General features: G+C 58.5%; 27 protein-coding genes and 1 tRNA gene. 15 read left to right on the forward strand and 13 right to left on the reverse strand.

Features of this window, described 5'->3' with window-relative positions; genetic code table 11:
* Positions 1–111: 111 nt before the first annotated feature.
* Positions 112–531, forward strand: coding sequence for a hypothetical protein (locus IMCC20628_RS21010; RefSeq protein ID WP_047031824.1), 420 nt, complete (start codon positions 112–114; stop codon positions 529–531).
* Between the two features lie 120 nt (positions 532–651).
* Here IMCC20628_RS21010 and IMCC20628_RS21015 read toward each other — a convergent pair whose 3' ends face one another.
* From IMCC20628_RS21015 to IMCC20628_RS21025, 3 genes are all read right to left on the reverse strand, one after another.
* Complete coding sequence (locus tag IMCC20628_RS21015) at positions 652–1470, reverse strand: lytic murein transglycosylase (protein ID WP_047031825.1); 819 nt, start codon at positions 1468–1470, stop codon at positions 652–654.
* 238 nt (positions 1471–1708) lie between these two features.
* Positions 1709–2740 carry an aspartate-semialdehyde dehydrogenase gene (locus IMCC20628_RS21020; protein WP_047031826.1) on the reverse strand — a complete coding sequence of 344 codons (1032 nt, stop codon included), beginning with the start codon at positions 2738–2740 and terminating at the stop codon, positions 1709–1711.
* Between the two features lie 81 nt (positions 2741–2821).
* On the reverse strand, positions 2822–3100 hold the full coding sequence (locus IMCC20628_RS21025; protein WP_047031827.1) for a hypothetical protein: 279 nt from the start codon (positions 3098–3100) through the stop codon (positions 2822–2824).
* A gap of 51 nt (positions 3101–3151) precedes the next feature.
* Here IMCC20628_RS21025 and IMCC20628_RS21030 point away from each other — a divergent pair, with 51 nt between their 5' ends.
* Positions 3152–5023 carry a monovalent cation:proton antiporter-2 (CPA2) family protein gene (locus IMCC20628_RS21030; protein ID WP_047031828.1) on the forward strand — a complete coding sequence of 624 codons (1872 nt, stop codon included), beginning with the start codon at positions 3152–3154 and terminating at the stop codon, positions 5021–5023.
* A gap of 75 nt (positions 5024–5098) precedes the next feature.
* On the opposite strand, the gene IMCC20628_RS21035 is transcribed toward IMCC20628_RS21030, so the two are convergent.
* Positions 5099–5938, reverse strand: coding sequence for a PhzF family phenazine biosynthesis protein (locus IMCC20628_RS21035; RefSeq protein WP_047031829.1), 840 nt, complete (start codon positions 5936–5938; stop codon positions 5099–5101).
* Between the two features lie 130 nt (positions 5939–6068).
* Between IMCC20628_RS21035 and IMCC20628_RS21040 the strand changes: the two genes are divergently transcribed.
* Entirely contained in the window at positions 6069–6503 is a 435-nt protein-coding gene (locus IMCC20628_RS21040) for an Lrp/AsnC family transcriptional regulator (protein WP_047031830.1), read from the forward strand.
* A gap of 74 nt (positions 6504–6577) precedes the next feature.
* Here the strand turns inward: IMCC20628_RS21040 and leuB are convergent, their stop codons facing one another.
* Entirely contained in the window at positions 6578–7681 is a 1104-nt protein-coding gene (leuB, locus tag IMCC20628_RS21045) for a 3-isopropylmalate dehydrogenase (protein WP_047031831.1), read from the reverse strand.
* A gap of 108 nt (positions 7682–7789) precedes the next feature.
* Between leuB and IMCC20628_RS21050 the strand changes: the two genes are divergently transcribed.
* Positions 7790–8773 (forward strand): M23 family metallopeptidase, encoded by a 984-nt coding sequence (locus IMCC20628_RS21050; protein ID WP_052766577.1) that lies wholly within the window; start codon positions 7790–7792, stop codon positions 8771–8773.
* 9 nt (positions 8774–8782) lie between these two features.
* On the opposite strand, the gene IMCC20628_RS21055 is transcribed toward IMCC20628_RS21050, so the two are convergent.
* The 4 genes from IMCC20628_RS21055 to IMCC20628_RS21070 all read right to left on the reverse strand — a co-directional run bounded on the left by IMCC20628_RS21055 (position 8783) and on the right by IMCC20628_RS21070 (position 11288).
* Positions 8783–9994: a beta-ketoacyl-[acyl-carrier-protein] synthase family protein gene (locus IMCC20628_RS21055; protein WP_047031832.1), complete on the reverse strand. Its 1212-nt coding sequence runs from the start codon at positions 9992–9994 to the stop codon at positions 8783–8785.
* 2 nt (positions 9995–9996) lie between these two features.
* A complete protein-coding gene (locus tag IMCC20628_RS21060) occupies positions 9997–10251 on the reverse strand; it encodes a phosphopantetheine-binding protein (protein ID WP_047031833.1) in 255 nt (84 codons plus the stop codon).
* A gap of 75 nt (positions 10252–10326) precedes the next feature.
* Positions 10327–10932, reverse strand: a complete 606-nt coding sequence (gene leuD, locus IMCC20628_RS21065; RefSeq protein ID WP_047032845.1) for a 3-isopropylmalate dehydratase small subunit — start codon at positions 10930–10932, stop codon at positions 10327–10329.
* Between the two features lie 116 nt (positions 10933–11048).
* The gene (locus IMCC20628_RS21070) at positions 11049–11288 is read right to left on the reverse strand and encodes a hypothetical protein (protein WP_047031834.1); all 240 of its coding nucleotides are present in this window, start codon (positions 11286–11288) and stop codon (positions 11049–11051) included.
* Positions 11289–11465: 177 nt separating this feature from the next.
* Between IMCC20628_RS21070 and IMCC20628_RS21075 the strand changes: the two genes are divergently transcribed.
* Genes IMCC20628_RS21075 through IMCC20628_RS21085 form a run of 3 tightly spaced genes read left to right on the forward strand, consistent with a single transcriptional unit; the run spans position 11466 to position 13773 of the window.
* A complete protein-coding gene (locus IMCC20628_RS21075) occupies positions 11466–12395 on the forward strand; it encodes a CoA ester lyase (protein WP_047031835.1) in 930 nt (309 codons plus the stop codon).
* Complete coding sequence (locus tag IMCC20628_RS21080; protein ID WP_047031836.1) at positions 12392–12601, forward strand: DUF1737 domain-containing protein; 210 nt, start codon at positions 12392–12394, stop codon at positions 12599–12601. Before IMCC20628_RS21075 ends, IMCC20628_RS21080 begins: the two co-directional genes overlap by 4 nt.
* Positions 12598–13773, forward strand: coding sequence for an amidohydrolase (locus IMCC20628_RS21085; protein ID WP_082128265.1), 1176 nt, complete (start codon positions 12598–12600; stop codon positions 13771–13773). The genes IMCC20628_RS21080 and IMCC20628_RS21085 overlap by 4 nt, the downstream gene beginning before the upstream one ends.
* 47 nt (positions 13774–13820) lie before the next feature.
* Here the strand turns inward: IMCC20628_RS21085 and IMCC20628_RS21090 are convergent, their stop codons facing one another.
* From IMCC20628_RS21090 to IMCC20628_RS21100, 3 genes are all read right to left on the reverse strand, one after another.
* Entirely contained in the window at positions 13821–14243 is a 423-nt protein-coding gene (locus IMCC20628_RS21090; protein WP_047031837.1) for a metallopeptidase family protein, read from the reverse strand.
* Between the two features lie 96 nt (positions 14244–14339).
* Positions 14340–14915 (reverse strand): potassium channel family protein, encoded by a 576-nt coding sequence (locus tag IMCC20628_RS21095; RefSeq protein ID WP_156174604.1) that lies wholly within the window; start codon positions 14913–14915, stop codon positions 14340–14342.
* 60 nt (positions 14916–14975) lie between these two features.
* Positions 14976–15050 (reverse strand) — tRNA-Gly (locus IMCC20628_RS21100).
* 310 nt (positions 15051–15360) lie between these two features.
* Between IMCC20628_RS21100 and IMCC20628_RS21105 the strand changes: the two genes are divergently transcribed.
* From IMCC20628_RS21105 to IMCC20628_RS21125, 5 genes are all read left to right on the forward strand, one after another.
* A complete protein-coding gene (locus IMCC20628_RS21105) occupies positions 15361–15858 on the forward strand; it encodes a prolyl-tRNA synthetase associated domain-containing protein (protein WP_047032848.1) in 498 nt (165 codons plus the stop codon).
* A gap of 50 nt (positions 15859–15908) precedes the next feature.
* Positions 15909–16898, forward strand: a complete 990-nt coding sequence (locus IMCC20628_RS21110; RefSeq protein ID WP_047031838.1) for a co-chaperone YbbN — start codon at positions 15909–15911, stop codon at positions 16896–16898.
* 83 nt (positions 16899–16981) lie between these two features.
* Positions 16982–17659 (forward strand): LON peptidase substrate-binding domain-containing protein, encoded by a 678-nt coding sequence (locus IMCC20628_RS21115; RefSeq protein WP_047031839.1) that lies wholly within the window; start codon positions 16982–16984, stop codon positions 17657–17659.
* 15 nt (positions 17660–17674) lie between these two features.
* Positions 17675–17896 carry a Trm112 family protein gene (locus tag IMCC20628_RS21120; protein ID WP_047031840.1) on the forward strand — a complete coding sequence of 74 codons (222 nt, stop codon included), beginning with the start codon at positions 17675–17677 and terminating at the stop codon, positions 17894–17896.
* A 49-nt stretch (positions 17897–17945) separates the two neighbouring features.
* Entirely contained in the window at positions 17946–18518 is a 573-nt protein-coding gene (locus IMCC20628_RS21125) for a TetR/AcrR family transcriptional regulator (protein WP_047031841.1), read from the forward strand.
* Positions 18519–18531: 13 nt separating this feature from the next.
* On the opposite strand, the gene IMCC20628_RS21130 is transcribed toward IMCC20628_RS21125, so the two are convergent.
* Positions 18532–19758, reverse strand: coding sequence for a ubiquinone biosynthesis hydroxylase (locus IMCC20628_RS21130; RefSeq protein ID WP_245307832.1), 1227 nt, complete (start codon positions 19756–19758; stop codon positions 18532–18534).
* Positions 19759–19889: 131 nt separating this feature from the next.
* On the opposite strand from IMCC20628_RS21130, the gene tesB reads away from it, so the two are divergent.
* From tesB to IMCC20628_RS21145, 3 genes are all read left to right on the forward strand, one after another.
* A complete protein-coding gene (gene tesB / locus IMCC20628_RS21135) occupies positions 19890–20768 on the forward strand; it encodes an acyl-CoA thioesterase II (protein ID WP_047031843.1) in 879 nt (292 codons plus the stop codon).
* Between the two features lie 217 nt (positions 20769–20985).
* Positions 20986–21336, forward strand: a complete 351-nt coding sequence (locus tag IMCC20628_RS21140) for a P-II family nitrogen regulator (protein WP_047031844.1) — start codon at positions 20986–20988, stop codon at positions 21334–21336.
* 19 nt (positions 21337–21355) lie between these two features.
* Positions 21356–22705: an ammonium transporter gene (locus tag IMCC20628_RS21145; RefSeq protein WP_047031845.1), complete on the forward strand. Its 1350-nt coding sequence runs from the start codon at positions 21356–21358 to the stop codon at positions 22703–22705.
* Positions 22706–22707 lie beyond the last annotated feature (2 nt).

The raw sequence follows: 22707 nt of genomic DNA on the forward strand, positions 1-22707 counted from the left end.
ACGCCTTGTTCTCCGGTTCCATGTGCCCCACCGCAGCCACACCCTGTTGATGTCAATCGAGTGACAGCCAGCATGCGTTGTGAGCGCGTGACGTCTTGGGGAGCTATGGTGATGTTGGTTAGGTCTGTTGTTTCAGCACTGGTTTTGGGACTGATGTTGCCTGTTTCCGCGGCGTTAGCGCAAAGCTCCCTGCTGGATCGATGGTACACGGCGCTGTTTGACATCAATCGTGTGGCAATCGCCGATCTGTTGGCAGATGATGCCACAATCACTCTTCAGGATCTCGGCGTAACCCAGACCAAGGCCGAATTCATCGGGGCGCTGGATGAATGGGAAGATGCAGTAAAAGACGCCAATCACGCCTGGCAGATTGAAGAGAACACCGTGATCGACGAAACACAGGCCACGGTTCTGGCCTGCTACCAGTTTCCCGACAATGAACTGCTGATCCGTGAGGTTTTTGTTTTTCGCCAAGCCAAGATCGTCAGCAGTGTGCAGACAAATGTCGCCGACAATTGTGAGGAATTCTGAAGCGGAACCGGTTTTCGGAAGAAACACGCGCCAAAACAAAAACCTGAAGCACATTGCATGAATACGATTGAATGCAACGTGCTTTAGAACGATGCTCTAGGGCTGCCCGGCCCTTGACGATCAGCCGTCGATATCAGCACCGATCTTGGCGATGGCCTTTTGATAGACGCCGGCCGCGTTCCATCCCTGAATGGCGCGGAAATTCGTCTCGCCTTGCTGATAACCGCCACCCCGGCTCCAGCCATGGCCACGCAGGAAATTTGCGGTTGACGCAAGCGCATCGGCTTTTGATCCTAGATTGACGCTTCCGTTGCGGTCGCCATCGGCCGCGAAGCGGGCCACATTGGCGGGCAGGAACTGGGTCTGGCCGATTTCACCATGGGCTGCACCCTTGAAATCCGGGCTGAGCCAGCCTTTCTGGATCAACTGCATCAGGGCGTAGAGCTGTTCAGTGAAAAAAGCGGAGCGTCTGCAATCATAGGCGAGCGTGGCAACTGCTGACACCGTGTGCTGATTGCCGGTGAAAGATCCGAAACCGGACTCCATCCCCCAGATTGCGATCAGCGGACCGGCCGGCACGCCGTATTTTTTCTCAAGTGCTGAAAACAGGCTGGCATTCTGCTTTTTCAGGCGCTTGCCCTTGGAGACGATGGTGGCGGCGCCGCGTTTGCGCATAAACTGGTCAAACGACAGTTTGAAGCTCTTCTGGTTGCGGTCGGCCGAAATTGTCTTGGTGGCGTAACGCGCGTTCTTGAAGGCCCGGTCGAGGGTGTTCTGCGATATTCCCGCCGATTTCGCCTCGTTCTTGAACTGCTCTACCCAGTTGGAGAAACCCTTGGAGGTGTTGCCGCATTGGGCAGCGTGCGCAGGGCCGCTGATTCCCACGGTGATGAGTGCAGCAAATCCCCAGGCTGCCAATCTTCGAGCACTGCACTTCATATCAAACAACCTTTGTATGTGAATCCCAATCCGGCGGGACTTTGCCAGCGATTCGGCAAAATGTCACGAGTCCGCTGATGATCGTTTGCAGACAGCGTCAATGAAATCCAACCGGGGGAATGGTCTCGAACGGCACCGCAGCGACAGGTTGGCGGGTTTGTCGCCAGGTTGCCAAAACAAACGAGGAGCCCCGCCATCGGTTGGATGGCGGGGCTCAAAGCAGGTGCAGTATTCGGGATCAGGCAGCCAGCCGTGGCGTGATCAGGCGGCGGTTGACCAGAAGTTCGGCGATCTGGATGGTGTTGAGCGCAGCACCCTTGCGCAGATTGTCCGAGACCACCCAGATGTTGAGGCCGTTTTCGACGGTCGCATCTTCACGAATGCGGGAGATGAAGGTCGCGTCTTCGCCGGCGCATTCATAAGGCGTGATGTAGCCGCCGTCTTCATGCTTGTCGATCACCTGGCAACCCGGCGCGTCGCGCAGGATTTCGCGGGCCTCTTCGGCACTGATCTCGTTTTCAAACTCGATATTGACCGATTCCGAATGACCGATGAACACTGGTACGCGCACAGCGGTGCAGGTGACCTTGATCTTCGGATCAAGCATCTTCTTGGTTTCGGCCAGCACCTTCCATTCTTCCTTGGTGTAGCCGTCTTCCATGAAGTCATCGATATGCGGGATGACATTGAAGGCGATGCGCTTGGTGAACTTGTGGGTCGCAATCGAGTCGGCGACAAACACGGCCCGGGTCTGGTTGAACAGCTCGTCCATGCCGTCCTTGCCGGCGCCGGAAACCGACTGGTAGGTCGATATCACCAGGCGCTTGATCTTGGCATGGTCGTGCAGCGGCTTGAGCGCGACGACCAGCTGGGCGGTCGAGCAATTCGGATTGGCGATGATGTTGCGGCGGGTGTACATCGAAATCGCGTCCGGGTTGACCTCCGGCACGATCAACGGCACGTCGGCGTCGTAGCGCCAGGCCGAGGAATTGTCGATGACGATGCAGCCCTGCGCGGCGATCTTGGGCGACCATTTCTTGCTGATCGCGCCGCCGGCCGACATCAGGCAGAGATCGGTGCCGGTGAAATCATAGTTTTCGAGATTCTTGACCTTCAGGGTCTTGTCGCCGAAAGACACTTCGGTGTTGACCGAGCGGCTCGAGGCGAGAGCTACGACTTCGCTGACAGGAAAGGCGCGCTCTGACAAAATGTTGAGCATTTCGCGGCCGACATTGCCTGTCGCACCGACAATTGCGATTTTGAAACCCATGGTTCCCGTGCTCCTCTCTCCCCTTGTTAGCGGTCAAGCGCCACTCTTCCCGCCCCGGGGAGAGTGAGGGGGCGGAACGGGTCAGATCGTGGTTTTGGTTTTGATCGTGGTGCGCATGGTGGCGGTGTTTTGATGGAAGTGTGCAGAAATGTCAATTCGCGTTTGTTTCGAAGTCTGGTCCGATGGCAATGATGTGGCAGAGCTCATCAGCGCTGCAGTGCTTTCAAGGCCTGCATGATGTGTTTTGCGGATATGCATCACCTCCTGAAAATACAGGATCGTGTCCCATGTCGCTTGTCTCGATCGGGACCAAAACAATGCCGCATCAGGGGCATTCACCCGCATGCTGCCGTTCTCCACTCCGATTTTCCATGATACGGCTGCAGCACTGTTGAACACCGGGGATGACCAATGACCGATTTCTTGTTGCTCGCATTTGTGTTTCTGGTCGCAGGCGTATTCTCGGTGCCGATTGCCACACGGCTTGGCCTTGGCTCGGTGCTTGGTTATCTCGTGGCCGGCATTCTGATTTCGCCGGTACTGGGCCTGCTGCAGGTCGATGTCTTGTCGATCCAGCATTTCGCCGAGTTTGGCGTTGTCATGATGCTGTTTCTTGTCGGGCTGGAGCTGGAACCAAAGCTGTTGTGGCAAATGCGGGCCAAACTGCTTGGCCTTGGCGGGGCGCAGGTGGCCGGCAGCACGCTGATTGTCATGCTTGTGGCGTTTGCGCTTGGTCAGCCCTGGACAGTGAGCTTGGCGATCGGACTGGTGTTGTCGCTCTCATCGACCGCAATTGTGCTGCAGACGCTCAATGAGAAAGGCCTGATGAAAAGCGACGGCGGCCAGTCAAGTTTCTCGGTGCTTCTGTTTCAAGACATTGCCGTCATCCCGATGCTGGCCCTGATTCCGTTGCTGGCGCTGCCAGAGCTTGTCGAGGTCCAGCATGCGGTGACCGAAAGTCACGGCACGGAGGATGCCGGGCATGGCATGACACTGAGTCTGGTTGCCGGGCTCAATGGCTGGCAGACAACGCTCGTTACCCTTGCCGCGGTGGCGCTGGTCATTGCTGCTGGAAATTATCTGACGCGGCCCTTGTTCCGGTTCATCGCCGGATCGCAATTGCGCGAACTGTTCACCGCGACCGCACTGCTGATGGTGATCGGCATTGCGCTGCTGATGTCGCTTGTCGGTTTGTCACCGGCGCTTGGAACGTTTCTGGCTGGTATGGTGCTGGCCAACAGCGAATACCGGCATGAACTTGAATCCGACATCGATCCTTTCAAGGGATTGCTGCTCGGACTGTTTTTCATGAGCGTCGGTGCGGGTATCAATTTTGCGCTTCTGGCGGACAATCTGGCGGTCATAGTTGCCCTGACGCTGGGCTTGATAGCTGCCAAGGCCGCGGTGCTGTATGTACTGGCGATTGTGTTCAAGCTGCGCGGCGCTGATCGCTGGCTGTTTGCTCTGGGACTGGCACAAGCGGGCGAGTTCGGGTTCGTTCTGTTGTCGTTTACGGTGGCCAATTCGGTCATTCCGGCGGCAGTGGCCGATCAATTGCTGCTGGTGGTGGCTCTGTCGATGTTGCTGACCCCGGCCCTGTTCATCTTTTATGATCGGGTGGTCGCGCCAAAATTCGTCGAGACGGCAGGCCGGGAGGCCGATACGTTTGATGAAGAAAACCGCATCATCATCGCCGGCCACGGTCGCGTCGGCGGTTTGCTTCGGCGCATGTTGTCGTCGGCAGGTTACATGTCGACGGTGATCGATTTCAATTCCAAACGCATTGATATGATGGGGCGCTTCGGTCTGAAAACCTATTATGGCGATGCCACCCGGCCAGACCTCCTGCATGCAGCAGGGGTCGCCAATGCGAAGCTCTTCATCGTCGCGATCGATGACCGGGATCAGATCACGGAATTGACCAAGTATCTGATCAAGACCTATCCCGATCTGCATGTTCAGGCGCGGGCGCTGGATCGTGACCATGTCTATGATCTCTACCTTGCCGGGTGCCGTGATATTGTGCGTGAAACCTATGACAGCACCATCCGCATGGGGCGATCAGCTTTTGAGGCTCTGGGAATCAAAACACCCAATGCCCGGGCCATGGCTGATGCCTTTGACCGGATGGACCGGAAAGCAATGATCGAGGTGGCGAGCAGCTACAACCCGGATATTCCGCTCTCGGAGAACGACGCCTACATCAAGAAGGTCAATGAAGTCATGGGTTCCTGGCGCGATGAACTGGAGCGTGAAATGGAAGAGATCCGCCGAGCTGACTGATCCGGGTTCTTTTCCAGACCTCCTCACTTGCGAGTTTCCCCCGATGACTGATGGCAGACATCTGCACTCGGGAGCTCAAAGCCCGATCAGCCGAGTGGCGCCGGAGACGTGGATCGAGCTGCCGGGTTGATCCGTGAAAGCCGCCTCGATGACAGATTTCGCACCCATGTCCTCGCCCTGAGTGATCCGGATCCGGTTCTGATGTGGCCAGCCGAGATCACGTAAATATCCAGAGAAGGCCGCGGCCGCCGCTCCGGTTGCGGGATCTTCCAGCACACCGCCGGAAGCGAAGGCATTGCGGACGTCAAAATCGCTATGGCTTCGAGCATGAACCAGCATGATGGTGACAAGACCGTATTCGCGCATCAGGGCGCGGCCTGCGTCAAGATCATAGCTCATGGCGGCAAGATCGCCGCGATCCTTCAGTGCCAGCACCAGGTGATCGGCGCCGGCATGGATTTCTGCTGCTGGCAGCGCCGGGTTGAGCTGCTCCGAGCTGTAGCCGAACAGTGCAGGGGCCCAATCAACAAGTTCCGCACGCGCAGTAGCACTGCGTGTGGGCGGGGATTGGAGTGCAGCGATGTATCCCTCGTTGGAGGCGGCTGCCTCGACGGAGATCTCAGCGTCGTTGAGTTGCAGCGCAAACCGGCCGGGGCCTGAATGTCGGGCAAGGGCGGCGCCGAGCGCGATGGTCGCATGGCCGCAAAACGGGACTTCCGATTCAGGCGAGAAATAGCGAACCCGCCACCGGTCCGACCCAGCATCAGGCATTGCAAAAGCGGTTTCGGAATAGCCGACCTCGGCGGCGATCCGGCGCATTTCGGCCTCGTCGGGGAAATGCTCAGCGATCACAATGCCGGCGGGATTTCCTCCCTCACCGGCATCTGAAAAGGCAGCTATGCGTTGAACGTTCATGGGAATTTCCTTTCAATTCGAATGTGGTCTTCAGCATAGGGATTGTCTGGAACGTTAGCCTTGTATTATATTAGGTTTTAATGGCAAATTGCATGGAATTTGAACGTCAAATAGCACAACAGGCTCGAATATGAATATTGATGAGAAAGATCGCCTGATTATCAAACACTTGAGTGAGAACGCCCGGATGCCGGTAAGCGAACTGGCCAAACGGGTGGGTCTGTCAGGGCCGTCGACCAGCGAGCGGATCCGGAGACTGGAGAGCAACGGGATCATATCCTGTTTCACCGTCGAGCTCGATCTGGCGGCGCTGGGCTATCCGTTGCAGGCCATTGTCAGGATCAAGCCGCGTCCTGGCAATATGCACATTGTCGAGGAGATGATTCTCAACGAGCCGGGATTTCTCGATTGCGACAAGGTGACAGGCGATGATTGCTTCGTCACCAGACTGGCGCTGCGCTCGATTGCCGATCTCGATCCGATTCTTCTGCCGTTTCACGAGAAGGCAGAGACCAACACGGCGATCATCAAGTCATCGCCTTTGCGGGGGCGGATGCCGGTCTGACCGGCGCATCAAAAAACCCGGATCGGCATGATGCCGACCCGGGTTGGAGTGTATGGCATTTGCGTTCGACTGCTTCAGCCGGCGTAGGCAGCCAGAATTGCATCACCCATTGCCGTGGTGGGGATCTGCTGGCAGCCTTCCGACATGATGTCACCGGTGCGCAGGCCCTTGTCGAGCACAGTGGCGATCGCGGCTTCGAGGCGGTCGGCCTCGGCCACCATGTTGAAGGAATAGCGCAGGCACATGGCAAAAGACGCGATCATGGCAATCGGGTTGGCGATGCCCTGGCCGGCGATGTCGGGAGCCGAGCCGTGCACCGGTTCATAGAGCGCCTTGCGCTTGCCGGTCTTGGAATCAGGTGCACCGAGTGAGGCGGACGGCAACATGCCGAGCGAGCCGGTCAGCATGGCTGCGATATCGGACAAGATGTCGCCGAAAAGATTGTCGGTGACGATGACATCGAACTGCTTGGGCCAGCGCACCAGCTGCATGCCGCCGGCGTCGGCCAGCATGTGGCTCAGTTTGACGTCAGAGAAGCGCGCCTTGTGGGTGGCGGTGACCACTTCGTTCCACAACACGCCGGATTTCATGACGTTGCGCTTTTCCATCGAACAGACTTCGTTCTTGCGGGTGCGCGCCAGTTCGAATGCCACGGCCGAAATGCGCTCGATTTCGTAGGTGTCATAGACCTGCGTATCGATGCCGCGCTTCTGGCCGTTGCCGAGATCGATTATTTCCTTGGGTTCGCCGAAATAGACACCGCCGGTGAGTTCGCGCACGATCAGGATGTCGAGGCCTTCAACCACGTTCTGCTTCAGCGACGATGAATTCGCCAGCGCCGGATAGCAGATCGCCGGGCGAAGATTGGCAAACAGTTCCATGTCCTTGCGCAAGCGCAACAGGCCGGCTTCCGGACGGACCTCATAGGGCACGGCATCCCACTTTGGCCCGCCAACAGCGCCGAACAGCACCGCGTCGGCGGCCATCGCCTTTTCCATGTCGGCGTCTGAAATAGCCTGTCCGCAGGCGTCATAGGCGCAGCCGCCAACAAGCCCTTCATCGGTCGAGAAGTCAGCGGCTTCCTTTTCATTCATGAAGGCGATGATCTTGCGGACTTCAGCCATGGCCTCAGGGCCAATACCATCACCTGGAAGAAGAAAGAGAGTGCGTGTTGCCATTTTGAAATCCCCGGACCAAAATCGAATAGATGAAGCGTCATTAAACACCCTGAGGAGGGTTTTCAACTGTCTGGCTCGTTAACCTGCTTTTTGACTCCGCTGCGCCGGATGATTCAGCTTGCGATTTTGGTCGTCGCGACCACGTTCCCGGTCTTCGCGGAGCCCCTCTTCGGGCTTCCGCTTGTTTGTCCGAAGGGATCTATCTGCCCGGTCCAGCAGTTTGTCGATCTTGATAGCGGTCCTGGCGCGAGAGATCCCTGGTGCGGAACAAAGACCTATGATGGTCACAAGGGAACAGATTTCCGAATCCTGTCCATGCAGGATGTGGATCGCGGCGTTGAGGTCATTGCCATGGCTGACGGGATCGTCAAAGCCTCCCGCGACGGTATGACCGATCATCCGGTGTCGACTGAAGAGGAGCAGAAAGCTGTCAGTTCGCGCGAGTGTGGCAATGGCCTTATCCTTGATCATGGCGGCGGATTTGAAACCCAGTATTGCCATATGCGACGGGGTTCGCTGCGGCTGGCGAAAGGCACGAAGGTGGGCAAGGGCGACATGCTCGGGTTCGTCGGAGCCTCCGGTCTGGCGCAATTTCCGCATGTTCATGTGACCTTGCGCCGCGACGGTAAGGTGACTGACCCATATACCGGGCTGGAAGCCGGTCAGGCCTGCGCCGCGCATGGTTCTGCGAAAACCTCCAAGGGTTGGCTGGATGCAAAAGCGATGGCCGCTCTCGCCAGGCCTGATCTGCCAACGATGCTGTCAGCCGGATTTACGGATGGGCCGCTCAATGACAAGCAGCTGGTGAGCGCCGGCATCCCAGCGCCGCCGGGCAAGCGCTCACAGGCTCTGGTTGGCTATATCTGGGCGATAAACCTTGCCAAGGGAGACAGGTTTTCTCTCCGGATCGAAAAGGACGGGCAGGTGTTCAGCGAGCAAACCACCGAGCCGCTGGATCGTTCAAAGGCGGTCTATGTCGCCTATTCCGGCAAAAAGGGAACCCCGACGTCGGGACATTACCGGCTGGAAGTTGCGATCCTCAGGGGCGGCGAGATGATTGTTTCCGAAACCAGGCAGCTGGATCTCGACTAGAGACCAAGCCTAAATTTTCCGCACCGCGATCACAGCATTGGTGCCGCCGAATGCGAATGCATTGGAGATGGCAATGTCGACCTTCTTTTCGCGCGCCACGTTGGGCGTGACGTCGAGATCGCAAAGCGGGTCAGGGGTCGTGTAATTGATGGTCGGCGGGATCACGCCCTCGCGCACGGCATTGACGCAGGCAATCAGCTCGATAGCGCTCGATGCGCCAAGGCAATGGCCGTGCATGGATTTGGTCGAGGAGACTGAAACCGTATCTGCGGCTGAACCGAACACTTCGCGGATCACCCGTGTTTCGGTCTGGTCATTGGTCTGAGTAGCCGTGCCGTGAGCATTGATATAATCGACTTGGTCGGCTGAGATGCCGGCATCAGCGAGGCAATTTCGAACAGCAGCTGTAGGCCCTTCGACCGTCGGATTGACGATGTCGGAGGCATCTCCGGACATGCCGACCCCGATGATTTCGGCCAGTATATTGGCGCCGCGGGCCTTGGCGTGCTCATAGGATTCGAGAACCGCGATTGCTGCGCCATCGCCGAGCACCAACCCGTCGCGATCAGCCGAGAATGGCCGGCAGACCGTGCGGGCGAGAACGCGAAGCGATTCCCAGGCCTTGAGCGGACCGTAGACCAGGGCCAGTTCGGCTCCGCCGGCGAGCATCACATCGGCACGGCCAAGCCGGATCTGGTCGATGGCCGAGATGAATGCGTGGTTTCCTGATGCGCAGGCCGAGGTCACACCAAAGACCGGGCCTTGCAGTCCCATGGCGATGGAGACATGGCCGGATGGCCCGCTCGGCATCACCCGTGGAACGGTGAAGATATGGGCTCGTTTCTTCTTTTCCAGAAATATGTCGACATAGCTCTGATCAACCGCATCTGTCCCGAAGATGCCGACGCCAACAACTGCGCCGGATCGCTGCGGGTTGAACTCGCCCGGTTCGAGGCCGGCCTGTTGCATGGCCTGGCGCGCGGCAATAACCGAGATCCGGCTGATGCCGCTCATGGTCAGGCCTTGGCGTTTGTCGATCTCGTCATCTTCCGGGTAGCCGATGATGCCGCAGCCAATCTTGACCTTCAGATCACGCGTGTCCATCTCCAGAGGCCGGCATCCGTCGCGGCCTTCTTTCATGCTGGTCCAGATAGTGTCGGCATCGCCACCCAGTGAACAAATGCCGCCCATTCCAGTGATGACGACACGCCGCTGGTCCATGATCAGGTCTTTGCCGCGACGAGTTTTTTGACCAGGTCGACGATATCACCGACTGTTTTGAGCGATTCCCAAGCTTCGGCGGTGTTCAGGTCAACCTCGATATCGTGCTCATCTTCAATGTCCATCACAACCTCGGTCAGGACAAGTGAATCGATTTCGAGTTCTGCCAATTCGGTGTCGCGGGTGATTTGGTCGGCTTTAATTTCGCCGGCAGACGCGATCAGGGCGATGGTCGAGGTTTCAATATCGTCAGACATGAGAGCTTCCTTCAACATGCGGCAACACGCTGGTACGCCACATGGTCCTGCTCTAAGGACAATGGCGCATCCATCTTAAAGCCAGGGGCGACTGTCAGCGGCCTTGGCTTCATAGCTATCGATGGCGCTGGCTTTCTCAAGAGTCAATGCTATGTCGTCCAGACCATTGAGCATGCAGTGCTTTTTGAACGCATCGATCTCAAAATTGATCACGCCGCCGTCAGGACCGCGGATTTCCTGTTCCACGAGGTCGATTGACACGGTGGCATTGGCGCCGCGGCCGGCGTCATCCATCAGTTTGTCGAGATTTTCCTGGCTGACAACGATCGGCAAGACGCCGTTCTTGAAGCAGTTGTTGTAGAAAATATCAGCAAAGCTCGTGGAAATGACGCAGCGAATGCCGAAATCAAGCAATGCCCAGGGCGCGTGTTCGCGTGAGGAACCGCAGCCGAAATTGTCACCGGCGACCAAGATGGAGGCGTTGCGCCATGCCGGCTTGTTGAGCACGAACTCCGGATTCTCCGAACCGTCCTCATTGTAACGCGCCTCGGCGAACAAGCCCTTGCCAAGACCGGTGCGCTTGATGGTCTTGAGATAATCCTTCGGGATGATCATGTCGGTGTCGACATTGACGACCGGAAGGGGGGCGGCAACGCCGGTGAGGCGGGAGAATTTTTCCATGGCTTCAAGGTCCTGTCTGTCTGTGCCGCAGCATTTAACAAACATGGAACCGAAAATGAAGGGGCATATGGCCACTTCGCCATAAGAAGGTCATTCAACCGGCCCGGGATGTAATATTACATATCGATGATAGTGCCGCGGCCGTCATTCGAAACCTTGAAGTCATGCGGTTTCTGGTTGTCCCTGCGATGGCCTTTATCAGCGGTCCGCACCATTGCAGGCTGCCAGCGACCAGTCAGACGGGCCGTCACTACCAGAATTGCCGAGAGAATACCCACCACGATCGCCAGTGCAAGACCTGCGAATGCAGCGGCAATCAGGCCGAGGCCCAGAAAGAATGCGACGATTTTTCTCATGATGTTTGTTCCCTGACTGTTCATTGATTATTTGGGGATCAAGCGGGCGCAATTCAATGGGGCACCCTGCTGGCTGAAGGCCGTTGGCGCACTTTAGCGTGACCGGATCAGGCGGGGCACAGGTGTTTTGACGGGAGCCCCTTGCATGGCTGCGCCGCTGGAGGCAATAAATGCGGTATGAACCAGTCATCATCATTACGGCCAGTCCGGCCGCGCCGCTCCGTGCTGTATCTGCCGGCATCCAATTCCCGCGCCCTCGACAAATTGCCAGGCCTATCCTGCGACAGCGTTGTTTTCGATCTGGAGGACTCCATCGTGCCCGGCGCCAAGGAGGAGGCACGGGAAAGCCTGCGTTGTTTTTTCAGCGATGGCCGCGCTGCCGCGTTGCCTGCCGGGATGGAGACAGTCATCCGCATCAATGCGCTGTCGTCGCCCTGGGGTTCAGAGGATCTGCTTGCGGCGCGCGGCTGCAAGCCGGATGCGATCCTGATACCGAAAGTGGATGCGCCCGAGGACATCGTCACGGTGGAAGACGCGCTCGAGCAAACCGATGCGCCACGAAGCTTGCGGCTTTGGGCGATGATCGAGACGCCACGCGGCGTGATGAATGCAGGCCAGATCGCGCGAATGGCGCGGACAGATGGCGCGCGGCTGGATTGTTTCATCACCGGAACCAATGACCTGCTCAAGGAAACCGGCGTTGCTGCGCTTCCGGGCCGGCCGTGGCTGTCGCCCTGGCTGATGCAGATCGTGTTGGCGGCCCGCGCCTACGGACTGGACGTGCTTGATGGGGTCTACAATGATTTCAAGGATGAGGCCGGGCTGCTCGATGAATGCCGCGATGGTCAGGCCATGGGTTTTGACGGCAAAACTCTGATCCATCCGGCCCAGATTGCGCCGGCTAACAAGGCGTTCGGCATTGCGCCGGATCGGCTTGCACAAGCCAAGGCGATTGCCGCAGCATTTGCGCTGCCTGAGAACAAGGATCGCGGTGTCATCAGCCTTGACGGACGGATGGTCGAGCGGCTGCATCTGGAAATGGCCGATCGGTTGATTGAAAAGGCCGCGCGCATTGCGGCGCGGTATGGCGGAGATAAAGAGACGTGAAACTATATCGTTTTCTCACCGGGCCCGACGAAGGCGCCGATTTTTGCCACAAGGTCAGTCTGGCTCTGTCCAAAGGCTGGCAGCTGCACGGTTCGCCTTCATTGGCTTTCGACGCGACAACCGGCAAGGTTTTGTGCGGTCAGGCAGTCACCAAGGATGTTGACGGCGTCGACTATGATCCCGAGATGAAGCTTGGAGCACAGTGATCTTGACTGATTTCCTGAGCCGGGCCGCTTCGGCGGAATTGGTCAGCCTGCGGCACGATCTTCACCGCAAGCCGGAGCTTTCGGGCGAAGAGCGGGATACTGCCGCCCGGATCGCAGCTGAACTTGAACGCTGCCGTCCTGACGAGATCCTCACGGGACTTGGCACGCATGGGGTGGCAGCTGTGTATGACAGTGGCGTCGATGGACCCACCGTGCTTTTCCGGTGCGAACTCGATGGACTGCCAATCACCGAAATATCCACCTTCGGGTGGCGCTCCGAGATCGACGGCAAGGGCCATCTGTGCGGGCATGACGGGCATATGGCGATCATGTGCGGGCTTGCGGCACAGCTGGCCGAGAGCAGGCCCGCCCGCGGCCGGGTGGTGCTGTTGTTCCAACCCGCCGAGGAAACCGGGGCGGGGGCTGCGGATGTGATCGCCGACCAGCGGTTCGAGCGGATTCGCCCGGATTTCGCCTTTGCGCTTCACAATCTGCCGGGCCTGCCGCTGGGTTCGGTGGGTGTCCGGCCCGGTCCGTTCACCTTTGCATCGGAGGGATTGGCGATCAGGCTTTCGGGTCGCACGTCGCATGCGGCTCAGCCCGAGGCGGGGCTGAGCCCGGCATCTGTTCTGGGCAGGCTCATGGAGGCGCTTCCTGGGCTTCCAGAAACCCTGGGCCACACGCCGGGCCACTCGCTGGTCACGCTTTCACATGCGCGGCTCGGTGAGGCGGCTTTCGGGATATCCCCGGGCGAGGCCGACATCTGGGTGACCGTCCGCGCCATTGATGACAGATTGCAGGCCGAACTGATGGGCGAAGCTGAGAAGCTTGCGCGACGGCTGGCCGAGGCCGGCGGTTTGGGTGTGGATTTTGACCATCACGAGAATTTCGCGGCCGGGCACAATGACGAGGCGGCCGTGGCAAGAATCGAAGCCGCAGCCACAGCACTTGGAGCGGACCGCGTCGTGGTCGGTGATCCTTTCCGCTGGTCCGAGGATTTTGGCCGTTTCGGTAGCGTGGCAAAGACCGGGCTGTTCGTGCTCGGATCGGGTGAGGATCATCCGCGGCTGCACAATCCCGATTTTGACTTTCCCGACGAACTGATCGGGCCGGGAATTGCGATGTTCGAGTACATCATGCGGGATATCTGCGGAGCGCAGGCCCCGGACTGACATTGTCCGGTTTCAGGGAGCAAAAAGGTGACGCGCGGGCTGGCGGACTATTCCGCCCCGGCCTCGATGCGTTCCATGTCGTCGTCGGACAGGCCAAAATGATGACCGATCTCGTGGATCAGGACATGGCTTATGATGTCTCCCAGTGTCTCGTCATTCTCGGCCCAGTAATCCAGGATTGGCCTTCTGTACAGCCAGATCCGATTGGCGAGTTTACCGGTTTCTATGGTGAAGCGCTCGCTCAGGCCCTGTCCCTCGAACAGGCCCAGCAGGTCAAACGGGGTTTCCAGACCCATGTCCTCGAAAATCTCGTCATCGGGAAAATCGGCGATGACAATCGCCAGATCGCCGGAGAGCTGGTGGAAATGCATGGGCAGTTGGGCGTAGGCGTCTATGGCGAGCGATTCAAACTCGCCCAGAGAAGGCGCGTGCCGGTCCCGCCAATCCCCCGTCTGATCAATTCGCGCCATGAAGTATCCTTTTGCCTGTGATGACCCGGCAAGGTCACGACTGGTCATATAAGGCAGTTTGCCCGCGCTTTCGAGGGTTAGAATTTGGGGAACGCGTCAACGGCGCGGAATGTAGCGATCCGAGAGGCCGCGGATGATCTCGATGAGTACCGCGGTGAACACGCCAAAGGCCAAAAGCCCGTTGACGGCGACAAAACCCGAAAGAATGCGCCAGCCGTGCTCCACCACGACGTCGCCATAGCCGACGGTGCTGAATGAGACCATGGAGAAATAGACGGCTTCCTCGAGCGACGGGAAAACCTCGAGATAGTGAAACAGCAAGGCCCACATCCAGACGCAGACGGTGTTGGCGAGCAGTATCATCACAACGGCGCTGGAGAGCAGTATGAAAAACTGCAAGATGCCGGGACGGTGGTCGGAATAGTTGGCTTCCGCCCTGCGCACGAGCCGGATGGTCAACAAAACAAAGGCAATCATCACCGCCGTGGAGGCCAGAATGGTCAAGGTGCCGATGATGAGTTCCGAGAGCATGGTTGGTTGTTCCGGTGCTGGTTCATGGCGAGTGTCGGCAAGTTTCTTGCCGAGCGCGTTGACCGGGATCAAATCGTCCTGACGGGTTGAGTTGTCACGTGGGGTGCGTGTGGCTCGCCTGAAGCAAACCAAAACAGCCACGGTGCTCTCGCACTGGCCGTCAAAAAAACCAGTTTCATAACTTGTAGAGTGTCGAGAAACTGGAGCGGGCGAGGCGATTCGAACGCCCGACCCCAACCTTGGCAAGGTTGTGCTCTACCCCTGAGCTACGCCCGCTCATCATCAGACCCGTGGGTGGGTGGGTCTGCGATCCGTTCCCAATAGGCCCGGACCGGCGCTATATGGCGCAACCTGCTTTCAATTGCAACAGGGAATTTCAGGTCACCTGCATCGAATTGCCAGCCGGGTCCGGCGGCAGGCGATGTCAGCCGGGTTCAATTGCCAAAGTCGATGTGGTCCGGTTTGGAATTGACGGCATTGCACAGACCGGCCGGGTTGCCTATCAAGGACGTCAAACCGGCTGGAACGGTACGATTTTATGCCGCTTTTGCCATCAAGTTTCCTGTTTAAGAAAAAGATCGCCTCCATGCCCAAAACCCGCGAAGAGCTGTTTGACTGCCTTGATGCACTGGGAATCTCCCATTCGACAATCGAGCATGCGCCGGTGTTCACCGTCGCCGAATCAATGGGTTTGCGGGATGAGATCCCTGGGGGGCACACCAAGAACCTTTTTCTCAAGGACAAGAAGGGTGCCTATTTTCTTGTCACGCTCGAGGAAAATGCCGAGGTCAATCTCAAATCGATTCATACGCTGATCGGCGCCAGCGGCCGGGTTTCGTTTGGAAAACCCGAGGCGCTGATGGAAAAGCTCGGGGTGGCGCCGGGATCGGTGACGATATTCTGCGCGATCAACGACCCGCAGCACGAGGTGACAATCGTCATTGACGCACCGCTGCTGGATTACGACGTTGTGAACGCCCATCCATTGCGCAATGATGCAACCACATCCATCGGACGCGAAGATCTGAAGCGGTTCTTGAGCCATACCGGTCATGAACCGCTGATCTTGAAAGTCTCGACCTAAAACACGACGTTAAACACAGACATCTTTTTAGCAGTTACGGAATCAGACCCATGAGCGACTTTGACAATCCCTACGCCCCGTCTCAAGGCGGCCAGATGAGCGGTACGGTGACTTTCGGCGACAAGCCCAAACCCGCTGCCGGTGCAGGCGCGGGTCAAGGCGAGCTGATTTCGGACACCACCACGGCGGGCTTTGCCGAGGATGTGATCAAGGCTTCTCAGGCGGTGACGATCCTGGTGGATTTCTGGGCACCCTGGTGCGAGCCGTGCAAGACACTGACGCCGATCATTGAAAAAGTGGTCCGCGAATCAAATGGCCGGGTCAAGCTGGTCAAGCTCAACATTGAAGATCACCCGGCCATTCCCGGACAGATGGGCATCCAGTCGATTCCCTCTGTGGTCGCCTTTGCCGGTGGCAAGCCGGTCGACGGCTTCATGGGCGCCCTGCCAGAAAGCCAGATTCGCGACTTCATCGAGAAAGTCGCCGGTCCTGCAGCCGACACGTCGGCGGAAGAGCAGATTGCTCTGGTGCTGACCCAGTCACGCGAAGCGCTTGCCGCGGGTGATGTGGAGAAGGCTGCGCAAGGGTTTGGCGCCATTTTGCAGATGGATCAGGGCCATGCCGGTGCTGCCGCCGGAATGGCCGGTTGCATGCTGGCTGCGGGCGAGCTTGACCGTGCGGAACAATTGCTCTCGGTGATCACTGAAGAGGACCGCAAGGATCTGGAAGTTGCTTCCGTCGTCAAGCGGCTGGAAATGGCGCGGGAAGTCGCCAGTCTCGGTGATCCCGTCGAGCTTGAAGCCCGGCTTGCCGCCGATCCGGCCGATCATGCGGCGCGGCTGCAATTTGCCAAGATTCTCAATGCGCGCGGCGAGCGGGAAGCTGCTGCCGACGAGTTGTTCACCATCATGCGCAAGGACCGTGCCTGGGAAGACGAAGGCGCGCGCAAGGCGTTGCTGGAGTTTTTCGAGGCCTGGGGTCCGATGGATCCGGCGACCTTGTCAGCGCGACGGAAATTGTCGTCGCTGCTGTTTTCCTGAGTGCTTGATTTACAGCCGGCCACTTGAGAATTCTCCGCTCCGCCCCACATTTTGCAGTACAGTAATCATCAGGGCGTACAAGCATGCAGGTCGGTAACAAATCCTATCGGAGCGAGGCGGACATACCGGGGAAAATTCCGGTATTCCCGTTGTCTGGCGCGTTGCTCCTGCCGGGGGCGCAGCTGCCTCTTAATATTTTTGAACCTCGCTATCTGGCCATGTTTGACGATGCGCTGAGTTCAAACCGGTTGGTTGGCGTCATTCAGCCCGCGCTGTCTGAAGGCGCTGCCGGCCAGTCTCCAGTGGAAGATCTGTGCCGTATCGGATGTCTGGGGCGAATTACCTCCTTTGCGGAAACCGGTGACGGCAGATATGTCATATCGCTGAGCGGGATCTGCCGGTTCAGGGTGATCGAAGAGATGGATAAGGGCCGCAAGCCTTACCGGATTTGTGGCATTTCACCGTTTCTGGGCGATCTTGTCACAGGCGACAGCGGTGCCGGGGTAGACCGAGGCGCCTTGCTTGAAAGCTTCAAGGCCTATCTCGAAGCCAACAGTCTGGAAGCCGACTGGAGTTCGGTGGAACGCGCGAGTACCGAAACACTGGTCAATTCCCTGTCGATGATGTCGCCCTATGGGCCGGCAGAGAAACAGGCCTTGCTGGAAGCCGATGACCTGAAAACACGCGCTGAAACCCTGATTGCCATCACCGAGATTGCCTTGGCGCGCGATTCGGATGAGAATGGGCATGTCCTGCAGTAGGCGTCTCCCCAGATCATGAAAAACAATAATGAAATTGCCAAGAGCACCCGTTCAGCCGGTTCCGTTGATGTCAAAATGCTCGAGTTGCTGGTGTGCCCGCTGACCTATGGGTCGTTGACGTTTGACCCCGACACGGAAGAACTGATTTCGAAGCGGGCCAAACTCGCCTATCCGGTGCGTGACGGCATTCCGATCATGCTGGTCTCGGAAGCGCGGCAACTGCCTGAAGATGGATAGACCCGAACGGCCCTGGCTGTGATGGCCAGATCAAAAAAGGTGAGGCCCCGTGTCCAAGAAGGGCGATCAAAGGCGTGAAGCCATCGTCGCGGCCGCTGCACGGTTGTTCTGGGAGCGAGGATTTTCCGCAACCAGCATAGCCGATATAGCCGGTGGCGCGGATGTGCCGCAGGGCAACATGTTTTACTATTTCCGCACCAAGGCAGAACTGGCCCAGGCGGTTGCCGATGTGTTTGTCGAGGGGACCCAATCATTGGTCACCGAGGCAGAGGCCGCGTCTCCCGACCCGCGTGAGCGCATCCGGTTCCTGCTGCGGCGTTTGGGCCAGTCCAACCGCAGCCGGGTCGATAATGGCTGTCCAATCAGTGCTGCGGTGCGGGACTTTCGACGGACCGTGCCGGAAGCATCAGCTCGCGCCGGCCAGAGTTTCGAGTTGCTGGTCAGTTTCATTGCCCGCGAATTGCAGAAAACCGGTCCGCGGCCGTCGATTGCCATGGCGCGGGCCCGCGCGGTGGTGATCGAGTGGCAAGGCGGAATAGCGCTGGCGCATGCTTTCAACGACATGACCGTGCTGGCCGAAAGCTTGCGCCGGGCCGAGCGAAGCCTGCAAATCGGATCATGAACCGTTCCAGGTTTCAGATTGTCTCGCCGCGCAACAGCCGCGGGCCGGAGGCGTCGGGAATGCCTGCCGCCTGCTTGATGAAATAGCTCTTCATCGCCGGCATTCTGTCAACAAGACCGAGACCAAAATCCCGAATCAGCCGCAAAGGCGTTATGTCATTGGAAAACATCCGGGTCAGGATGTCGCTGGTCAGGCCCATTCTGACCGTGTCAAAGCGGCGCCAAGTCTGGTAGCGCTCGAGAACCGTCATGGCGCCGATATCGAGACCAAGCCGGTGCGCGTCGACAATGGTTTCGGCCAGCGCTGCGACATCGCGGAACCCCAGATTGAGCCCCTGGCCGGCCACCGGGTGGATGCCGTGGGCGGCATCACCGGCGAGCGCCAGTCTGGGCCGGACGAATTCCCGGGCCAGCGTCAGTCCGAGCGGAAATGCCTTGCGGCCTCCCTCGACACGAAGCGCGCCAAGATGATGCCCGAAACGGCGCTCAAGCTCGGCTTCAAAGACGAAATCGTCCTCTGCCAGAAGCCTTTTGGCCGCGCCCGTCCGCTCGGTCCAGACCAGCGATGAGCGGTTGCCCGTCAAGGGCAGGATGGCGAAGGGGCCCGATGGCATGAAATGCTCTTCGGCGCGGCCATTGTGCGGGCGCTCGTGGGCGACGGTGGCGACAATTCCGGACTGGCCGTATTCCCAGCGCTGCACCTTGATGCCGGCCATGTCGCGCAACATCGAATTGACGCCGTCGGCGGCGACCACCAGCCTAGCTTCAAACACTCGCCCGCCGGCGGTTTCAACGCGGCCCAGTTGATCGGTAAAGGTCAGCGCGGTTGCGGCGGCAGACTGGTAAATCGGCAGGCCTGCTTCGGCGGCCTTGGCGCGCAGGGCTGCGACCATGGTGACATTGGGCACCATATGGGCGAAGGGTTCGCCATCTTCAATTTCGCCGCCAAAGGTCAGGAATACCGGCCGGACCGGATCGGAGGTGCGCGAATCAGTCACGACCATCTCGTTGATGGCTTGGGCTTCGGGCTCGATCGATGACCAGACATCAAGCGTTGTCAGCAGCTTTTTGGCGCCGGCTGCAATCGCCGAAGCGCGTTGATCCTTGCGCCAGACCTCTGCGGGTGCGGCGTCGATGACGGCGATGTTGAGTGACGGCGTCGCAAGTTTTATCGCAAGGGCCGCCGAGATGCCGACATAGCCGGCGCCGCAAACCAAAATATCCAAAGTCTCAGTCGTCAAGATCCCGATCCTTCCAATCGCGCCGATTCTGCAATGCTCAGGCATTAGGGTGAAGCGCGGACTTTGCAGCGGCGTCCAGACACCGTATACCGCATGTTCGTCGTCCAGCCCACCTCCGCGAAAGAACCAAAATGTCGCGTACCGCTCCCACCGCCATGGAACAACTTGTTTCCATTCTCGACCTCGAGCCGCTTGAACAGGATTTGTTCCGCGGAACAAGCCCACAGGTCGGCTGGCAGCGCGTATTTGGCGGTCAGGTGATCGGCCAGGCGCTGGTCGCGGCGCAACGCACTGTCGCGGCAGACCGCCTGGTGCATTCGCTGCATGGCTATTTCATGCGGCCCGGCGATCCCGAAGCGCCGATCATCTATGAAGTTGACCGGATCCGCGACGGCCTGAGTTTTGCGACCCGTTCGGTGGTGGCAATCCAGCACGGCAAGGCCATTTTCTCGCTGTCGGCATCGTTCCAGAAGGAAGAGGATGGGCTTGAACATCAGGCGCCAATGCCTGATGTCACGGCGCCGGAGGACTTGCCGGGCAAGGAAGAAATGCGGGAAGCATTTCTGACCGGGGCGCCGGACCATATTCGCAACTACTGGGAACGGGACCGTCCGATTGAAGTGCGGCCCCTGTCGCTGGAGCATTATATCTCCGACCGCAAGCTCGAGGCCGAGCAGAAGGTCTGGATACGCACCACCGGCCCGGTGCCGGATGACCGGATTATCCAGGCGGCGATCCTGGCCTATCTGTCCGATATGACGCTGCTCGACACGGCGCTGTTCGCGCATGGCAAATCGGTGTTCGATCGCAGCCTTCAGGTGGCCAGCCTTGACCACGCGATGTGGTTTCACCGGCCCTGCAAGCTGGATGACTGGCTGCTCTACAGCATGGATTCACCCAATTCCAATGGCGCGCGCGGCTTTACGCGTGGCAGCCTCTATCAGCGTGACGGAAAGCTGATTGCGTCGGTAGCGCAAGAAGGTTTGATCCGGAGCCGAACCAAAGCCTAATATTTAGGCGAACTGTATTAATTGCCTAATAAATAGACTGTTGCGTTGCAGCATGCTGCACGACTGAATTCCTGTGTTCTAATTTCCCATAATTTATCAATGGCCTGGCCGATCTATTTCAAACTGGCACGACTCTTGAATTCGTTTTGTTCAGGCAGGCGTCCGACACGTGTCGGGGCGCCAGTCATTAGGGGCGGCATGACCGCGGACAAAAAGGATGGGAAACCAGATGAAAATTGTGATGGCCATCATCAAGCCGTTCAAGCTGGACGAGGTGCGCGAAGCACTCACGGCTATCGGCATTCAGGGGCTGACCGTCAGCGAAGTCAAAGGCTACGGCAGGCAGAAGGGGCATACGGAAATCTATCGCGGCACCGAATACGCCGTGAGTTTCTTACCAAAATTGAAGATCGAGATCGGGGTCGCCTCGGATGCGGTCGACAAGACGGTCGAAGCGATCGCGACGTCGGCCAAGACCGGCCAGATCGGCGACGGCAAGATCTTTGTTTACTCGATTGACCAGGCCATGCGCATTCGCACCGGCGAAACCGACGCCGACGCGTTGTAAGGCAACAGGAGACACACTCATGACACTTCAGATGTCACATAAATCCCCGCTTCGGCTGGGTCTGATGGCAGCGGGCGCACTGGCGGCTTTCGCCGTTCCGGCCTTCGCCCAGGAAGCAACAGAAGCCGCTGCAGCAGCACCCGAATTCGCAACCGCCGCGGAAACGGCGTTCATCTTCAACACGCTGCTGTTCCTCATTGGCGGCTTCCTCGTCATGTGGATGGCGGCAGGCTTTGCCATGCTCGAAGCCGGCCTGGTTCGCTCCAAGAACGTCTCGATGCAGTGCCTCAAGAACATTGCGCTCTACTCGATTGCGGGCCTGATGTTCTGGGTCATCGGCTATTCACTGATGTACACCAACGTCAATGGCGGCTTTTTCGGCACGCCAATGCCTTACAGCTGGCCTGATGCCGGCGCCGCCAACGAGGGCGACTATTCCGTTGCCTCGGACTGGTTCTTCCAGATGGTGTTCTGCGCCACAACAGCGTCGATCGTTTCGGGCACACTGGCCGAACGCATCAAGCTTTGGCCTTTCCTGATTTTCACTGCGATCCTGACCGGTGTGCTCTATCCGATCACCGGTTCCTGGCAGTGGGGCGCAGGCTGGCTCAGTGAAGCAGGCTTCTCCGACTTCGCCGGTTCGACGCTGGTTCACTCGGTCGGTGGCTGGGCAGCTCTCGCAGGCGCCATCATCCTCGGTGCACGTCGGGGCAAATATGGTGCGGACGGCAAGGTCAACGCGATGCCTGGTTCATCGATGGCTCTGGCGACGCTCGGTACCTTCATCCTGTGGCTCGGCTGGTTTGGCTTCAACGGCGCTTCGCAGTTGGCGCTGGGTTCGAATGGCGATGCATCCGACATCAGCCGGATCTTTGCCAACACCAATCTCGCAGCCTGCGGCGGCGTGGTTGCGGCGATGATCCTCACCCAGATCATGTACAAGAAGGTCGACGTTACCATGGCGCTCAACGGCGCACTGGCCGGCCTGGTCTCGATCACTGCTGAACCGCTGATGCCTTCGCCACTGACGGCGATCGTCATTGGCGCCATCGGCGGTGTGATCGTGGTGTTTGCCGTGCCAATGCTCGACAAGTTCAAGATCGACGATGTGGTTGGTGCCATTCCGGTTCACCTTCTGGCCGGTATCTGGGGCACGCTGATCGTGCCGTTCTCCAACCCTGACATGTCCTACGGGACGCAGATCCTGGGTATTGTTTCGATCGGCGCCTTCACATTCGTGCTGTCGGGCGTGGTCTGGTTCATCCTCAAGTCGACCATCGGCATCCGTGCCACGGAAGAACAGGAAATGATGGGTATGGACATGGCGGAAGTCGGTGTCGAAGCCTATCCGGAATTCACCAAGGCTTAAGT

This window comes from Hoeflea sp. IMCC20628, from assembly GCF_001011155.1.
GTDB lineage: Bacteria > Pseudomonadota > Alphaproteobacteria > Rhizobiales > Rhizobiaceae > Hoeflea.

What these genes read in the sequence shown, in the direction of transcription:
- IMCC20628_RS21010 (WP_047031824.1), top strand. Translation starts at nt 112, where the DNA reads ATGTTGGTTAGGTCTGTTGTTTCAGCACTGGTTTTGGGACTGATGTTG.
- IMCC20628_RS21015 (WP_047031825.1), bottom strand. Translation starts at nt 1,470, where the DNA reads ATGAAGTGCAGTGCTCGAAGATTGGCAGCCTGGGGATTTGCTGCACTC.
- IMCC20628_RS21020 (WP_047031826.1), bottom strand. Translation starts at nt 2,740, where the DNA reads ATGGGTTTCAAAATCGCAATTGTCGGTGCGACAGGCAATGTCGGCCGC.
- IMCC20628_RS21030 (WP_047031828.1), top strand. Translation starts at nt 3,152, where the DNA reads ATGACCGATTTCTTGTTGCTCGCATTTGTGTTTCTGGTCGCAGGCGTA.
- IMCC20628_RS21035 (WP_047031829.1), bottom strand. Translation starts at nt 5,938, where the DNA reads ATGAACGTTCAACGCATAGCTGCCTTTTCAGATGCCGGTGAGGGAGGA.
- IMCC20628_RS21040 (WP_047031830.1), top strand. Translation starts at nt 6,069, where the DNA reads ATGAATATTGATGAGAAAGATCGCCTGATTATCAAACACTTGAGTGAG.
- leuB (WP_047031831.1), bottom strand. Translation starts at nt 7,681, where the DNA reads ATGGCAACACGCACTCTCTTTCTTCTTCCAGGTGATGGTATTGGCCCT.
- IMCC20628_RS21050 (WP_052766577.1), top strand. Translation starts at nt 7,790, where the DNA reads ATGATTCAGCTTGCGATTTTGGTCGTCGCGACCACGTTCCCGGTCTTC.
- IMCC20628_RS21055 (WP_047031832.1), bottom strand. Translation starts at nt 9,994, where the DNA reads ATGGACCAGCGGCGTGTCGTCATCACTGGAATGGGCGGCATTTGTTCA.
- IMCC20628_RS21060 (WP_047031833.1), bottom strand. Translation starts at nt 10,251, where the DNA reads ATGTCTGACGATATTGAAACCTCGACCATCGCCCTGATCGCGTCTGCC.
- leuD (WP_047032845.1), bottom strand. Translation starts at nt 10,932, where the DNA reads ATGGAAAAATTCTCCCGCCTCACCGGCGTTGCCGCCCCCCTTCCGGTC.
- IMCC20628_RS21070 (WP_047031834.1), bottom strand. Translation starts at nt 11,288, where the DNA reads ATGAGAAAAATCGTCGCATTCTTTCTGGGCCTCGGCCTGATTGCCGCT.
- IMCC20628_RS21075 (WP_047031835.1), top strand. Translation starts at nt 11,466, where the DNA reads ATGAACCAGTCATCATCATTACGGCCAGTCCGGCCGCGCCGCTCCGTG.
- IMCC20628_RS21090 (WP_047031837.1), bottom strand. Translation starts at nt 14,243, where the DNA reads ATGGCGCGAATTGATCAGACGGGGGATTGGCGGGACCGGCACGCGCCT.
- IMCC20628_RS21105 (WP_047032848.1), top strand. Translation starts at nt 15,361, where the DNA reads ATGCCCAAAACCCGCGAAGAGCTGTTTGACTGCCTTGATGCACTGGGA.
- IMCC20628_RS21110 (WP_047031838.1), top strand. Translation starts at nt 15,909, where the DNA reads ATGAGCGACTTTGACAATCCCTACGCCCCGTCTCAAGGCGGCCAGATG.
- IMCC20628_RS21115 (WP_047031839.1), top strand. Translation starts at nt 16,982, where the DNA reads ATGCAGGTCGGTAACAAATCCTATCGGAGCGAGGCGGACATACCGGGG.
- IMCC20628_RS21120 (WP_047031840.1), top strand. Translation starts at nt 17,675, where the DNA reads ATGAAAAACAATAATGAAATTGCCAAGAGCACCCGTTCAGCCGGTTCC.
- tesB (WP_047031843.1), top strand. Translation starts at nt 19,890, where the DNA reads ATGTCGCGTACCGCTCCCACCGCCATGGAACAACTTGTTTCCATTCTC.
- IMCC20628_RS21140 (WP_047031844.1), top strand. Translation starts at nt 20,986, where the DNA reads ATGGGAAACCAGATGAAAATTGTGATGGCCATCATCAAGCCGTTCAAG.
- IMCC20628_RS21145 (WP_047031845.1), top strand. Translation starts at nt 21,356, where the DNA reads ATGACACTTCAGATGTCACATAAATCCCCGCTTCGGCTGGGTCTGATG.